The sequence below is a fragment of the Tumebacillus amylolyticus genome (assembly GCF_016722965.1).
Taxonomy (GTDB): Bacteria; Bacillota; Bacilli; order Tumebacillales; family Tumebacillaceae; genus Tumebacillus; species Tumebacillus amylolyticus.
Genome location: NZ_JAEQNB010000010.1, coordinates 86,324 through 101,381, shown reverse-complemented (window position 1 = coordinate 101,381; position 15,058 = coordinate 86,324). Strand labels below are relative to the sequence as shown.

Here is a 15,058-nt window from a genome sequence, read left to right as displayed (position 1 = left end):
CACCCGTCCGCCGCTGACCTCATCGGAGCAAGCCCCGAATCAGTCCGCTCGACTTGCATGTATTAGGCACGCCGCCAGCGTTCGTCCTGAGCCAGGATCAAACTCTCAATAAAAGTTTGGTTCACTGACTCGAATCGATCTTCATCTATCACTCGTTTAGTTTTCAAGGATCAATCTCATCAACCGCTTGTCTCTCGCGGCGACGTTTATTAGACTACCACATCACTCAGCAATCTGTCAACACTCAATTTCAACCGCCACTCTCTCGCGGCGACAAGAGCAATCTTATCATGCCCACCCCGCTTCCTCAACCAACCCCCCGAAACAAACGCAAACAAATTCGCCCGCCATACAAAAAGGCTTCTGTCGCACGGCGTGATCTCTCCACGCCGCGCGGCCAGAAGCCCTTTTTCCAAACCAAGTTAGACAGTCCCGCCGCTCAGCAAGAGAATGCGGAACCCGTACTGTTCCAAATCAAATGTGCCGCTGTAGATCCGGCCGGTCAACAGGTCTTGCCCACTGACACCCTCCGGCAACGTCACCCAATGGTTGCCGCTGCCGTTGTTCAGCAAAATGTAGATCGACTCATCCTGCGTCTCGCGCACGAACCCATAGAGGTTGTGCAACGCGTCTTTGTTCACCGCACGGTACAGACCGGTCTGCAACGCCGGGTGCGCCTTGCGAATCGAGATGAGTTGCTGGTGGAGACGGAACAACTCGCGGTTCTGCCGCTCCTCCTCCCAGATCATCGTCCGACGGCAATCCGGGTCGGTTTCCCCAACCATCCCGACCTCATCGCCGTAGTAGACTTCCGGAATCCCCACATAGGTCATCTGGAACACGACCGCCAGACGCATCCGTTCCTCCCGCTCGTGACAGATCGTCAAGAAACGCGCCGTGTCATGACTCCCCAGCAAATTGAACATCGCGAGGTTCGCTTGACGCTTGTACATCATCCGCGTCTTGGTCAGCATCGCATCGAAGCGATCCGCACTAATCGTCCGCTTTGCAAAAAACTCAATCGCCGCATCGCGGAACAAATAGTTCATCACGCCGTCAAACTGATCGCCTTGCAACCACGGCGATGAATCGTTCCAGACCTCGCCAATGATCAACGTCTCCGGGTTCGCCGCCCGCACACGATCACGGAATTCGCGCCAGAACGCGTGGTCAACTTCATTGGCGACATCGAGACGCCATCCGTCGATCCCCACTTCCTTCACCCAGTACTCCGCCACATCCAGCAAGTAATCGCGCACCTTCAAATTCTCCGTGCGCAACTTCGGCATCGACGACACATGATTCGCGAACGTCTCGTAGTTCACTTCCTCACGATCGACCGGGAAGCTGTGAATGTGGAACCAGTCCGCATACTCCGACTCCTCGCCTTTTTCCAACACATCTTGGAACGGCGGGAACTCCGCCCCGCAATGATTGAACACGGCGTCAAGCATCACGCGAATGCCGCGCACATGCGCATTCTCCACCAGACGCTTGAACGTCTCCAGATCGCCAAACACCGGATCGATTTGGTAGTAATCCGCCGTGTCGTACTTATGCGTCGACGGCGACAGGAAGATCGGGGTCAAATAAATCAAATTGACGCCCAAGTTCTCCAAGTACGGGAGCTTATCCAAAATCCCTTGCAAATCCCCACCGAAAAACGTATCGGCCCGCGGCAGCTCGCCCCACGGACGGATGCCTTCCGGGTCGTTCGCCGGGTTGCCGTTTTGGAAGCGGTCCGGGAAGATCTGATACACGACCGCACTCTTCGCCCACTCGGGAATCACGAACAGGTCGCGCGTCGGCAAGTACGCCAGTTGGAACCAGCCGGCAAAATCGGCGACGTTTGAAATCGCCCGTTCGCCAAACCACATCTGTTCCGCGCCGCTGTCCAACAAAAAACGGTAGCGAATCCGTTTGGTCTGCGTCTCCACCACCGCTGTAAAGTAATCATACAACTCGTCCGAACCTGCGTAGTTCAATTCTTGTGTCGCATAGGAGCCGGGCAGTTCGAAGCGGTCTTCGTGCACCATGTTGACCGATTTCAAGTCCCCGCGCTTGGCACGAAGTTTGATCACCGCATGGTGCGGTCCCAGCGCGTATGCATACGCGCCGTGGGACATATGAAAAATGGCTTCCTGGTTCATTACACAGCCCTTCTTTCTCTCTGCTTACCCCAGACCGCCGCACGAGTGTCGCACAACCAACTGCGTCGGGACAATCACGTGCCGCTCCGACATCTCGCCGCTGCGCATCTGCTCAATCAGCAAGTTCGCAGCCGTGACGCCCAGTTCATAAATATGAACATCAACGCTCGTGAGCGACGGGTTCGACATCTCCGTCAAACGTACATTGTTAAACCCTACCACCGCAATGTCTTCCGGAATGCGGTATCCAAGTTCACCGGCTGCGCGCATGGCGCCAAATGCAAACAAGTCATCCGACGCCACCACGGCTGTCGGCCGATCCGGCAAAGCGAGCAGTCGCGTCATGCCATGGTAGCCGCCCTGTTCCATAAACGAACTCGCAAACATCAGCCTGCGATCCGCAGGAATCCCCGCTTCGTCCAGCGCTTGGTTGTACCCTTGCAAACGGTCGCTTGTCACCACAAACTTCTCGTCCCCGCCCAAGAACCCGATGCGTTGGTGCCCGAGTTCAATCAGGTGACGAGTCGCTCGGTAACAAGCGTCCACGTTGTCGTTGTTCACCCAAGCAATCGGCAGAGGAATTTCGGGACGACCGATCATCGAAACCGGGAACGGATTCTCCTGCAAGACCTGCATCAGCGGATCGTGCATGCGCGAAGACAACAGCAACACGCCATCCACACGCTTTCCGTGAATCATGCGCGTGAGAGAGCGAACATCCTCTTTGCCCGAATCGGACGTGGACAAAAGCAAGTCATATCCCTCACGCTTCGCCACATCGGTGATGCCGCGCAAGACTTCCGGAAAGAACGGGTTCATAAAAAACTCCTCGGTGGTGCTCGGAATCAGCACGCCGATCGCTTCTGAACTTTTCTTGGCAAGACTGCGCGCCATCATGTTGGGGTGATACCCCAATTCCTCCATCGCAAGACGGACTTCACGTTTCGTTTTTTCCGAAATGCGCGGATGGTTGGAGATGACGCGCGAGACGGTGGAAGGGGATACCCCAGCACGCGCCGCAACGTCCTTAATCGTAGCCGTCACGTGTGCCAGCCTCCTTCCCTGTTGAAACCTCTGGTTTAACCCTTGACAGAACCGGCCATCAGACCGCCGGCAATCCAGCGTTGCATAATCGAGAACACGATGACGACCGGAAGCGAGGCCATAACGGCCGCCGCCGCGAATTGCGTCCAGTTCGCCGCGAACTCATTCTTAATAAATTGCTGCAAACCGACTGCCAATGTCAAGTTCTCCGGCGTTTTCAACAGAGCCGAAGACAGCACGAACTCGGAGAAGACCCCGATGAACGAAAACAGGAACACGACCGCAAGCATCGGCAGAGACAGCGGCAAGATCACGCGCCAGAAGATCTGCCAAGAATTCGCGCCGTCCACCCTTGCTGCTTCGTCGAGCTCTCGCGGCAGGGAGTCGATGTACCCCTTCATCAGCCAGATGTTGAACGCGTTCCCGCCTGCAAACACCAAGATCAGCGCAAAGAGATTGTCCATGAGGTCCAGTTTGACCAGCAGGCCGAAAATGGCCGAAACCGCCATGAAGTTCGGGAACATCTGCAAGATCAACAACGACATCAACCCGTATTTGCGTCCGAAGAACCGCAAGCGCGAGAACGCATAGGACGACAGAGCCGTCAGGATGGTCTGAAGAACCGCAACGGAGAAGCCCAAGATCAACGAGTTCTTCATCCAAATTGGGAAGTTGGTCGCCGTCAACACATGCTGGTAATTCTCAAACGTAAACGACTTCGGAATGAGTTGTTCAGAGAAAAAAGCTTCACCCGACGAGAACGAGGCGGTTAAGACGAAGAACAGAGGTAGGATCGAAGCCAAGACCGCTATCCAGATAATGATCCGGGAGATCCAGAGGTTAAACGCGTCATATCCTTTCATCTTAGTCCACCTCCTCGAAAGCTTTTGTATATTTCATGTTGATGAAACTCAGCGTGCCGACGATCAAGAAGATGATCAGAGACAGCGCCGATGCGAGATCGTATCGGTTAAACGTCAGCGTCATCGAGTACGCCGACGAGACGAGAATGTCCGTATAACCTGCAAACTGCGTATCCGGACGCGGCGGACCACCGCCGGTGATCAAGAACGCCGCCCCGAAGTTGTTGAAGTTAAACGCAAACGACGAGATCAACAACGGCAGGGTCGACGAGGTGAGACCCGGCAATGTGACGGAAATAAACTTTTTCCAACGGCCTGCACCGTCGATGTCGGCCGCTTCGTAGAGGTCTTTCGGGATTGCTTGCAACGCCCCGAGACAGACGTTCATCATGAACGGGTAGCCAAGCCAGATCGTCGTCAGGATGACGGCAAACTTCGCCCAGAACGGATCGGACAACCACGGAATTTTATCCAGCCCGATCTTGCTGAGCAACAGGTTGAACTGACCGAACGATTCATTGTAGAGACCTTGCCACGCGAGGATGGCGATCGCCGCCGGCAAAGCCCACGGAATGACGAGGATGGCGCGGTAGAAATTCGATTCCTTCATGCGCTCGTTGTTGAGCAACACCGCAAGAATCAACCCGACCATATAGGACATGCCGGTTGCCAGCAACGCATAGACGACCGTCCATAAAAAGACCGGAGCAAACACTTTGAAGAACGGACCCGTGAGAATCGCCTTGTAGTTATCGAACCCGACGAACTGGAACGTGTCAAAGTGGTTCAAGTTGAAGTTGGTGAACGACAGATAGATCGTGTAAATGACCGGTCCCAAACTGAAGACGGCAATCGTCAGCAAAGCCGGGGACAGGTATGCAAACGGAATCAATGAGTTTTGTTTCTTTCTCTTTATCGTTCTGGCCACGTGGGTCCCCTCCCTTCTCCTACCGAATAAGGAGAACGAGGCATCTTCCGATGCCCCGCTTGTTGTTGTCAAAAGTGACAGTCTGTGACGTTATTGTTGCGTTGCAATACCTTCTTTGATCTGGCTGAGGATGTCGCCTGCAGCTTTGTCCGGAGCGGACTTGCCGGAGGTGATCAGCTTGAGGTTGTTGCCTTCCGGAGTCCAAACAGCCGCCATGGACGGGATGTTCGGCATCGGTTCGCCGTTTGCCGCGATGTTCGCGAACGCAACTGCGGTTTTGTTGTTTTTGAAGGAAGCGTCTTCGAGTTGCGATTTGACGACAGGGATGCGAGCGCCCGCTTCGAGGAATTTCTTGGAGCCGTTTTCAGAGATGTACTTCAGCAGGTCCCAAGCTTCCTTTTGATGTTGGGACTTGGTGGAGACGATCCCCGTTTGGATGCCGACGAGGGTTTTCGGTTTTTGACCGTTTTCAAGCGTCGGGAGCGGAGCGATGTCGAAGTTCACGCCTGCTTTTTTCACAGCTTCTACGTCCCACGGACCGGAGATGTAGTACGCGGTGCTCTTGGAAGTGAACTTGCCTTTCGCGATGTCGCCGTTCACGTCTGCCGGCATGAACTTGTATTTGTTGACCATATCGGCGATCAATTGGTAGCCTTTCTTAGCGCCTTCATTGCCCAGACCGATGTCGTTGGTGTCGTAAGTACCTGCGTTGTTCTTGAACACATATCCGCCGTAACCTTGGATGAACGGATAGGTGAAGTAGAAGTTGTTGATGTCGTACATGAAGCCGTTTTGCTGAGCGGAAGCGACGAAGTCAGCCCAGGTGGTCGGCACGGATTTCACTTTGTCGGTGTTGTAGTAGAGGCCGTAGGTTTCCATCGAGATCGGCATTGCGATGACTTTGCCGTCAACGGTGGTGCCTTGGAACGCGACCGGTACGTAGTCCGCTTGGTTCACTTCGCCGGACGGGAGCTCTGCGAGCAGGCCCGCTTTTGCAAAGGTGCCGAGGTTGTCATGCGGGAGACCGAAGAGGATGTCCGGGCCTTTGCCCGAACGAGCGGCGGTCGAGTAGTTTTGGAATTCCTTGTCGTTGTCGATTTGGACGTTGACTTCGTTGCCCGTTTTGGTTGCCCATTCTTGCGCAACCGATTTCAGAGCTTCAAGCTCCGCGTCGCCCCAGTGAGACCAGACGGTCAGTTTTGCTTTTCCGCCGGTTGTTTGAGTCGCGGTGCCTTCGTCTGCCTTCTTGTCATCGCCGGAGCTTGCACAGCCAACCAGCAGAGAAGCCATGACACCAGCGGTTGCCAGCACGGATACTGCTTTTTTCCAAGACGTGTTCATCTCGTTATTTCCCCCTTAGCAATAGGACCTGCTCTTTGGTCTTTGGTAAACGCTTTCACTATATCAGAATAGATATGCGGATTGAGGCAAGCGTTTGCACACTTCTCTAAAAAATTTTGACACCGCTTTCCTATCCTGTGATCATAGCTCCAAACGTTCGTCTATCTCTGAGTATAGACCGCCCGTTTGGTTTGGTCAACGGTAGGAAAGAGAGTTTCGAAAGTTTTGTGAAGTGGAAAATTTATCACGAAATCGCCCGACTCACACCTTTTTTTGTGCAAACGCCCGCTACGAGTTGCACACGTTCAGGTCAATACTTGTATTGTGTGAGTCGGACTCGTTGTTTATGCAAGATGAATCGGCCAAATGGGACGACGGATGCGCTCGTAGGTGTTGCGCGACAGATCGGGCGAGGCCGGACCGGGCGCATCCACTTCGAGGATGGCGTGTGCCAACGGTTCAAATGACGCTCGGAAGTGCCCTCGCGACTTCAACACGATCAGCGGCGTCCCGAGCGGGTCGATTCCCGCGTGGCGAAGCAAGTCTGCGTCGTTGCACGGGTAGCGCACAGAGGTGCACACAAGTTTCATGCCCTCGACTTCGATCACAGCCGTCAAGCCCACATCGGTCGTTCCCGGCGACCACGTCCCCCGCGCCTCAAAGCGTCCGTCGGTCAACACTCGCACCCTGCCACGCACTTGCAAAGGCGCCCCGTACTGCGGTGCCAACTTCCCGCCGATCGCGAATTCCGCTTGCCCGCCTACGCCTACTTGGATCGCCCGTTGCACCGTTTCCGGGTCGTAGATCGCCGCCGCGACGGCCCCCTCCACCGGACGCTTCAACAATTCGCGAAGCAACCCCGTCGTATCTGACGAACCCCCGCCAAACGGATTGTCGCTGACATCCGCCACTACGACCGGACGCCGCACCGGTTGGAAAAAAAGATCGTCATACGCTTGCAGCGAACTCCGCTCTTGCGCCTCTTGCAGCAACTCGTGAATCACGTCCATCGCCTGCTCCACCGGCAGCACGTCTTTACCAAACTGCTCCCGAATCTCCCACGCTCGTGCCGCAATCGCATCGGAGCAGAGCTGGGCCAGTTCAGGGTCTCCGTCCGCCGTGGTCACCACCGACAGCCCCGCCCCTGCGAAGTCGCAATAGGGAAACCCGCCGAAAATCGAGACGTTCACGATCCCCGGTTTCTGCTCCCATTCGCGAGCCAACTCAAACAAATCGAACATCGGCCCCTCCGCCGTTCGCATGTTAAGGGTCGGCGGCATCATCGGCGGGTGCGCAGATCGAACCACAGGTTGCGCTCCGTCAAAGATCTTGCGCAAAAACTCCCCGGCTTCCATCGCCCGTTCGACCACATCGACGTGCGGATTGGTGTCATACGCAAACACACCGTCGCAATGCGCGACCATCTCCGGCGTGATGTTGCCGTGCAAGTCCATCTCCAGCAACAGCGGACGGTCTCCGATCAACTGCTTGACGGCAACCGCCAGATCACCCTCGACATCGTCCACTCCCTCGGCCATCATCGCTCCGTGCAAGAACAGAAACACCGCATCCGGCCGCTCCCGCTCAATCGGTTCGAGAATTTGCGACCTCATCCACGCATACATCTCCCGGTCGGTTACTCCGGACGAACCTGCCACGGCGCACAGCGTCGGAATCAACTCCCAGCCCTCGCGTTTTGCAATCTGCATGAAAGTTCCCACAGGCGTCCGTGAACCAGGAAATTGCTCCATGATCTCCTGCCCCGTCATCAGAACCCGCCACACATCCCGAGTCGATCCAATCGGGGAAAAGGAATTCGTCTCTTGGTTGAGTATCCCCACTGCGATCCGCTTTTTCATCTCCCGCCGGCCTCTCTGTCCTCTTTTTTCTACTTCATGAATTGGATCGTCGGCGTGTCCGCCCATTTCGTCAAACTGAGGGAGGCGATGGCGTTCAGATCGAGGTCGTGGAAGCGACCTTTTTCATACATCGGGAACGCCGCCGCCGCGATCATGGCGGCATTGTCTGTACAGAGGTCGAATGTCGGGAAGTGAACGCTGAATCCGACTTCCTCCGCCCGCTTCGCAAGCGCCGCACGCAACCCGCGGTTGGCGGCGACTCCTCCGGCGACGACGACGTTGTTGACACCTGTTTTTCGGACGGCACGCACGGTTTTCTCGACCAGAACTTCGACAACCGCCGCTTGGAACGACGCCGAGATGTCTTCTTGCTTCCACGGTTCTCCGCGTTGTTCGGCGTTGTGCATCGTGTTGAGCACCGCCGATTTCAAACCGGAGAAGGAAAAGTCCATCGATTCATCATCGATCCACGCTCTCGGGAACGCATACGCTTCCGGATTGCCCTCCAACGCCAAGCGATCAATCTGCGGACCGCCGGGGTACGGGAGCCCCATCGCACGGGCGACTTTGTCATACGCTTCCCCCGCTGCGTCGTCGCGGGTTCGTCCGAGGAATTCGAACTCGCCGTGTGCGGGCATGTGAACGATTTCTGTATGCCCGCCCGACACGACCAACGCCAAAAGCGGCGGTTCCATCCCGCCGGACAGGAAGTTGGCGTAGATATGGCCCGCGATATGCTGAACGCCGATCATCGGAATGCTCTTGGCCCAGCACAATGCTTTCGCCCACGAAACGCCGACGAGCAAAGCGCCGACGAGCCCCGGCCCGTACGTAACGCCAACAGCGGAGAGGTCATCGATCGTCATGCCCGCTTGCGTCAGCGCTTCTTCGACGACATCGTTGACGTTCTCCACATGGCGACGCGAAGCCACTTCCGGCACGACGCCGCCAAAGCGTTTGTGAATTTCGATCTGAGACGAGACGACGTTTGAGAGAATCTCGTTGCCGTCGCGAATCACCGAAGCGGACGTCTCATCACAGGACGTCTCGATGCCGAGGATGACGACCGGTTTGCCGGACGCACGATCGGCGTTGTATTTGTCACGCACTCGTTGTTGAAATCCCATACGAAGTTACTCCATTTCTACGTCTGTCATCGGACGCGGCAGATCGGCCCACATGATCATCGCGTCTTCGTTGTTGTCCGTATAATAGCCCTTGCGAATGCCGTGAGAGAGGAAGCCCAATTTCAGATAGAGATTCTGGGCGACGGTGTTCGAGACGCGCACTTCCAGCGTCATCCGCTCCGCTCCGTGGGCGATGGCGAGCACCATCAATTGCTTCATCAATTCTTCGCCGAGTTTCTTGCCCCGAAAATCGGGGTGAATGGCGATGTTCGTCACATGCGCTTCGTCGATGATGACCCATGTCCCGCCGTATCCGACGACGAGACCGTCCAACACCGCCACGACGTACTTGGCGAAATGGTTCTGGGTCAACTCCAACGCAAACGCTTCTTGCGACCACGGCAGCGAGAACGACTTGTGCTCAATTTCCATGATGCGCGGGATGTCGTCGAGCGTCATACGGCGATATTCCATGATGCCGATCATGACGTCTCGCCCCCCTTGGCTGCCGCTTGGGCCGCCAACCACTTCGCTTCCGCTTCGACCAACTGCAAATACTCGGGGGCAAAAGTCGCCGTGTCATGGAACTCCCCGGCTTGAAGCAACGGGATGCCGACATCGAGCAGATGGGCGGCACGCACAAAGTTCTGTGCGGGCGACGTGGCAAAGCGGACTTTGTCGCCGAGTTTTTCCTGAAGTTCGTCGCGGTGGTTTTCGGCACCGTCGCCCAAGAGGAGCACTTGCGCCGGCTTGGACTTGTCGAGACGGCGCACGACCATGCGGGAATTGATCCCGCGAACGATGTCATCGAGCACCAGCAGACGGTCTTCTTGAATCTTCACAAAAAAACCGTTCTGGTTCTCATACATCGCCGTGTACGCTTGCTTGCGACGTGCATCGAGCATCGGCACGACCAGCGCGTCGGAGAGCGCCCCGTGACGAGCCAACCCGTCCAGCGTCGAGACGCCGACCAACGGGATGTTCATCGCAAAAGCCATCGCTTTCGCCGCCGTCACCGCGATGCGCACGCCTGTATAGGAACCCGGACCCCGCCCGATCACGAAGCCCTTGAGTTGGGACGGTTCGATGTCGAGGTCGTTGAGCAGGTTTTCCACAAGCGGCATCAATTTCACGGAATGGTTGCGCGAGAGCTGCGTCGTCGCTTCGCCAAACAGCTTGCCGCGCTCTCCCACAGCAACGGAAAGCGAGGTCGTGGCAGTATCTAGTGCGAGGTAGGGCACAGTTGTTCCAACTCCTTTAGTCGTGCAGATGAGCGCGGGCCGGTTGCCGTCATCTGCAAATGACGACCGTCCCCCTCTGCGAGCGTGATGTGAACGAGCAGACGGTCTTCCGGAATCAAGTCCTCCAGAAATTCCGACCACTCGATCACCGAAACACCCTCGCCGTAAAAATACTCGTCATACCCGAGGTCTTCGTGTACCGCCGCGTCTCCAAGGCGGTAGATGTCCATATGGTAGAGCGGGATGCGCCCGTCATCGTATTCCTTGATAATCGTAAACGTCGGCGAAGAAACAGGTTCCTCCACACCGAGTCCACGCGCCAACCCTTGGGTGAACGTCGTCTTGCCAGCTCCCAGATCTCCCGAGAGGCACAGCACATCGCCCGGTTGGACCCGTTCGCCAAGGCGTTTCGCCAGCGCTTGGGTTTCCTCACTTGAGGCCGTTGCGTAGTTTAACACAAGTTCTCAACTCCTTAGCCGAAATGATTGTACCCTCTCGGCTTCAACTCATAGGTTTGTCCACCGCGTTGCAGCGTCACACCGACTGCACCGTCGGTGACACGGCCGATGACGGTGCACGTCAGGCCGTTTTTTTCAAAAAGCGCTTGCATCTGCTCGGCCGAGTCCGGTTGCATCGTGCCGACCAGTTGATAATCTTCCCCTCCAAACAGCGCCCAGTCAATCGCTTGCTGACCCGAGATTTCGGCGTAGCGTCTGACGCTTGCGTGCAGAGGGATCTGCTCCGCAAGAAGCACGAGAGTCACGCCGCTCATCTTCGCAATCTCGTTGCACTCACTGGCCAGACCGTCCGAAACATCGTTGAGCGAGGTGCAGACGCCCGATTCCAGCAGCAGCCTGCCAGCTTCGACTTGCGGGCGCGGGCGTTGATGGGCTTGGAGAAGAGGGTCGGCGACCTCCGTGGGAACGACTCCCTCCGAATGTTGCTGTTGGATGTACTGAAGCCCGGCCGCCGAACCGCCGACCGTCCCCGTCACGAACAGCAGATCGCCCGGTTTCGCGCCGGATCGAAGCAAAGCTCGTCCCGCTTCCACTTGCCCGAGCAGCGTGACGGAGATCACGAACGGCCCGCTGGTTTTCACGATATCACCGCCGACGACGGTGGTTTGGAACTCTTCGCAGATGTCGGCGACGCCCGTGTAGAGGTCTTCGAGGCGTTCGACGTCCATCTCAACGGGAATCGCCAACGAGATGACGGCGTGTTTGGGCAGGGCCCCCATCGCGGCGATGTCACTGATCGAGACCGCCAACGACTTGTATCCAAGCGATCGATCGTCGATCGTATCGCTGCGAAAATGCACGCCCTCCACGAGCATGTCGGTCGTTGTCACCACGTGGTGCCCTTGGGCATAGGCTGTAACAGCCGCATCATCCCCAATGCCGACGACCACGCTGTCGTCTCCCCTTCCGAGTCGTCCGGTGATCTTGTCGATCAAACCGAACTCCCCGATCTCACGTATCTTCACAGAATTCACCCGCCCTTATGTACCTTTTCCTATTATACCTATCCTTGCCTGATAAACGCAAAAAATGGCCTTCCGACCCTCTCTGCCGGATGTATTTTCAAAAAATTGCACGATTTACCCATTTTAATTTGGCGGATCTTCGCGTATTGTAGAAGTACCTATAAAAATCTAGGAAACTTATGACGAGGTGAACCTTTTTGGGCAGTATAGGGATGTTTCTAGCAGAATTGTTTTTCATGGGATCAGTACTTGCAGGTGTGGGGTTGTTGACCCGCTACGCACTTCAGCAAGCTTTGGATCACAAGGAAACGGGGGTCCGGCATTCTTCCAAAGAGCCGCACCGCTGCTCGTAAACACCAGATCAGCCAGCAACGTCGTCACGTCTCTATGAAAAAAGCTCCCACGACCCTCGGGTCGTGGGAGCTCTTTTTTTGTCCGTCGGCTTACTTCTTGCCTTGGATGTAGGTGTACTTGAGGTCCATGTCCGGGCCGGAAACGCGCGGGACCCAGTTCTTGACGTACGGCTTGGTCGCGAAGGAGGAAGCGCTGAAGTAGACCGGGCCGATCGCCATGTCGTTCATCAGGAGCTTCTCTGCGTCGTAGAGCGATTGCATACGCTTCTTGGCATCCGGTTCCGATTGCGCGGATTTGATCAGTTCGTCGTACTTCGGGTTCTTGTACTGCACGTCGTTGAACGGACCGTCGCCTACGAACAGGTCGAGGAACGTCATCGGGTCGTTGTAGTCCGCGCCCCAGTTGCTAAGCGAAATGTCGTAGTCGTGCGTGCGTTGCTTTTGCAGACGCAGTTTGAACGGAACCAGTTCGATCTGGACATCGATGCCGAGGTTCGTACGCCATTGTTCCTTGATGAACTCCGACCCTTTTTTCGAGGAGCTGGAGTCGCTGCACAGCAGTTTGATCGCCGGAAGCGACGTCATGTTCAGTTCTTTCAAGCCTTCCGCCAACAGGTCTTTGGCTTTCTTGAGGTTGTCGGCACGCTTGACGAGGTCGCCGTTGTGTTCACGGAAATCGCCTTGGCCGTCCGAGATGCCGGTCGGAACGAGACCGGTTGCGCCGGTGGAACCATCGTGATAGACCACGTCGGTGAATTTGTCGCCGTCCATCGCGTAGGTGAGTGCTTGGCGGATCTTCACGTTTGCCAGAACCGGACGCGCTTCGTTGTACTCCAAGTAGCCGGACGCGAGATCGGCGCGGCGGGAGAATTCGTCTTTTTTATCCTTGTAGCGATCCACTTGGTCTTCCAAGAGCAGCGCGCGGTCGACTTGACCGGATTCGTAGAGGTTCTCACGAGCGCCTGCATCCTTGACGACTTGGAAGGTCGCTTTGGTCAACTTGACATTCGCTTTGTCCCAGTAGGTGTCGTTCTTGACGAGTTCGACCGACTGTTCGTGCGACCAAGCGGACAGTTTGAACGGACCGTTGGACAATACTTTGTCCACGTCGCCGCCGAACTTGTCGCCCGACTTGTCAACGAACTCCTTCTTCTGCGGGAAGAACGTCGGGAACGCCAACTGTTCGAGGAAGAACGGCTTCGGAGAGGTCAGTTTGACTTCCAAGGTTTTCGCATCTTTGGCTTTGACGGCCACTGCATCGACAGAGCCTTTGCCGGCGTTGTACGCTTCGCCGCCTTCAATCCACGAGAGCATGAACGCATAGTCAGACTTGGTCGCCGGGTCGAGGCCGCGCTTCCACGCGTATTCGAAGTCTTGGGCGGTTACGTTCGAGCCGTCCGACCATTTTGCATCATCGCGCAGGGTGAAGGTGTAGGTTTTGCCGTCTTCGGACGTTTTCCATTCCTTCGCGACGCCTGCCACCGGGCGGCCTTTTTCATCGAGTCGGATCAGACCTTCGTTGATCTGTCCCAGTATGGTAAACGAAATGGAGTCGGTGCCTTTGACAGAGTCAAGAGACGGCACTTCATCGCCAATCGTCAAATTGATTTCTTGCGGTTCGTTCGTCGCCGCGGTGTTTTCTTTCGTTGCATTCGAATCGTCTTTCGTTCCACAGCCTACCAACGCGGCAGACAGCATGGAAACAGCCAGGCCAACGCCCATCCATTTGCGTTTGTTCATATCGTCACAGCCCCCTATTTAGATTACTTATTTGTATCTGAAAACTTAGACAAATATACCAGAAATCGGGTGCCTATACAATGATAAAAATAGCCAGCAGTCAATCAACTGCTGGCATCGTTTACAGCATTTTAGTAGATTCGCTTCGCACCCACGAATTTCGTTGCCCAGTACGTGCTGGAGAGAGATTGCGTGTAAATGCCTTTGGAGGAAAGCGCCGACATGAATTGGCCGTTCCCGAGATAGATTCCGACATGCGAGACTTGCCCGTTCATGCTCAAAGAGTAGAACACGAGATCGCCCGGCATCAGCTTGTCCGAGGAAACCGGAGTTCCCCACGTGTACATCGTCGCCGACGAGGTGCGTTGGATCGGCACGCCGTGCGTGGTGAACATGTAGTAGACATAGCCGGAGCAGTCAAATCCGGACGTCGTGCTGCCGCCCCACAGGTACGGGATGCCCACGTACTTGTAGGTGTCTTCTACGATGGTTTTCTTGAGCAGGGCGTGGTCGATGTTTTGTTGGGTGATCGGGCCGGCGATGCCGTCTGCAGACAGACCGTAGGCAGTTTGGAAGTCCTTGACTCCTTGCGCCGTGATCGGGCCGTAATAGCCGGTGATGCTCGGGTAGTTGTAATAGCCGAGCACATTCAAGTGCGTCTGCAAGTCGGACACGAGCGGAGAACTCATGCCAAGGGACAGGTTGGTATACGTCGTCGAGGTGGTCTCGGCGTGTGCCGCCTGCGGGTGCAGGGACGTCACGGTCGGAGCGAGCGCCAACATGGAAAGCGATGCGAAGGCCAAGGAGCGGAGAATTCTGTTCATGCGAGGGCTTCCTCCTCTGGGAATGTTGCATAATGAATGCATACTTGGATTCTAGCATACATGGTTGGAAGAGTTGGCTAGTAGATTCATCCAGTGAATATTCAG

Annotated in this window: 13 protein-coding genes and 1 rRNA gene; all 14 read right to left on the bottom strand. The window is 55.9% G+C overall.

The window, feature by feature from the left end:
- Positions 1–113 (bottom strand): 16S ribosomal RNA (locus JJB07_RS22465); the annotation flags it as partial.
- Positions 114–422: 309 nt separating this feature from the next.
- Positions 423–2,150, bottom strand: coding sequence for a glycoside hydrolase family 13 protein (locus tag JJB07_RS22460; protein ID WP_201638353.1), 1,728 nt, complete (start codon positions 2,148–2,150; stop codon positions 423–425).
- Between the two features lie 24 nt (positions 2,151–2,174).
- A complete protein-coding gene (locus JJB07_RS22455; protein ID WP_201638352.1) occupies positions 2,175–3,194 on the bottom strand; it encodes a substrate-binding domain-containing protein in 1,020 nt (339 codons plus the stop codon).
- A 35-nt stretch (positions 3,195–3,229) separates the two neighbouring features.
- The gene (locus JJB07_RS22450) at positions 3,230–4,057 is read right to left on the bottom strand and encodes a sugar ABC transporter permease (RefSeq protein ID WP_201638351.1); all 828 of its coding nucleotides are present in this window, start codon (positions 4,055–4,057) and stop codon (positions 3,230–3,232) included.
- A 1-nt stretch (position 4,058) separates the two neighbouring features.
- Positions 4,059–4,985, bottom strand: a complete 927-nt coding sequence (locus JJB07_RS22445; protein WP_201638350.1) for an ABC transporter permease subunit — start codon at positions 4,983–4,985, stop codon at positions 4,059–4,061.
- 90 nt (positions 4,986–5,075) lie between these two features.
- The gene (locus JJB07_RS22440; RefSeq protein ID WP_201638349.1) at positions 5,076–6,326 is read right to left on the bottom strand and encodes a sugar ABC transporter substrate-binding protein; all 1,251 of its coding nucleotides are present in this window, start codon (positions 6,324–6,326) and stop codon (positions 5,076–5,078) included.
- Positions 6,327–6,670: 344 nt separating this feature from the next.
- Positions 6,671–8,185, bottom strand: coding sequence for a M81 family metallopeptidase (locus JJB07_RS22435; protein ID WP_201638348.1), 1,515 nt, complete (start codon positions 8,183–8,185; stop codon positions 6,671–6,673).
- Between the two features lie 29 nt (positions 8,186–8,214).
- The gene (tsaD, locus tag JJB07_RS22430; RefSeq protein ID WP_201638347.1) at positions 8,215–9,312 is read right to left on the bottom strand and encodes a tRNA (adenosine(37)-N6)-threonylcarbamoyltransferase complex transferase subunit TsaD; all 1,098 of its coding nucleotides are present in this window, start codon (positions 9,310–9,312) and stop codon (positions 8,215–8,217) included.
- Positions 9,313–9,318: 6 nt separating this feature from the next.
- Positions 9,319–9,798 carry a ribosomal protein S18-alanine N-acetyltransferase gene (gene rimI / locus JJB07_RS22425; RefSeq protein WP_201638346.1) on the bottom strand — a complete coding sequence of 160 codons (480 nt, stop codon included), beginning with the start codon at positions 9,796–9,798 and terminating at the stop codon, positions 9,319–9,321.
- Positions 9,795–10,553, bottom strand: coding sequence for a tRNA (adenosine(37)-N6)-threonylcarbamoyltransferase complex dimerization subunit type 1 TsaB (gene tsaB / locus JJB07_RS22420; RefSeq protein ID WP_201638345.1), 759 nt, complete (start codon positions 10,551–10,553; stop codon positions 9,795–9,797). The genes rimI and tsaB overlap by 4 nt, the downstream gene beginning before the upstream one ends.
- Entirely contained in the window at positions 10,535–11,011 is a 477-nt protein-coding gene (tsaE, locus tag JJB07_RS22415) for a tRNA (adenosine(37)-N6)-threonylcarbamoyltransferase complex ATPase subunit type 1 TsaE (protein WP_201638344.1), read from the bottom strand. Before tsaE ends, tsaB begins: the two co-directional genes overlap by 19 nt.
- Positions 11,012–11,025: 14 nt before the next feature.
- Positions 11,026–12,036, bottom strand: a complete 1,011-nt coding sequence (gene thiL / locus JJB07_RS22410; RefSeq protein WP_201638343.1) for a thiamine-phosphate kinase — start codon at positions 12,034–12,036, stop codon at positions 11,026–11,028.
- Positions 12,037–12,479: 443 nt separating this feature from the next.
- Entirely contained in the window at positions 12,480–14,129 is a 1,650-nt protein-coding gene (locus JJB07_RS22405; protein ID WP_201638342.1) for a peptide ABC transporter substrate-binding protein, read from the bottom strand.
- Between the two features lie 131 nt (positions 14,130–14,260).
- The gene (locus tag JJB07_RS24320; protein ID WP_283809186.1) at positions 14,261–14,953 is read right to left on the bottom strand and encodes a C40 family peptidase; all 693 of its coding nucleotides are present in this window, start codon (positions 14,951–14,953) and stop codon (positions 14,261–14,263) included.
- Positions 14,954–15,058: the final 105 nt, after the last annotated feature.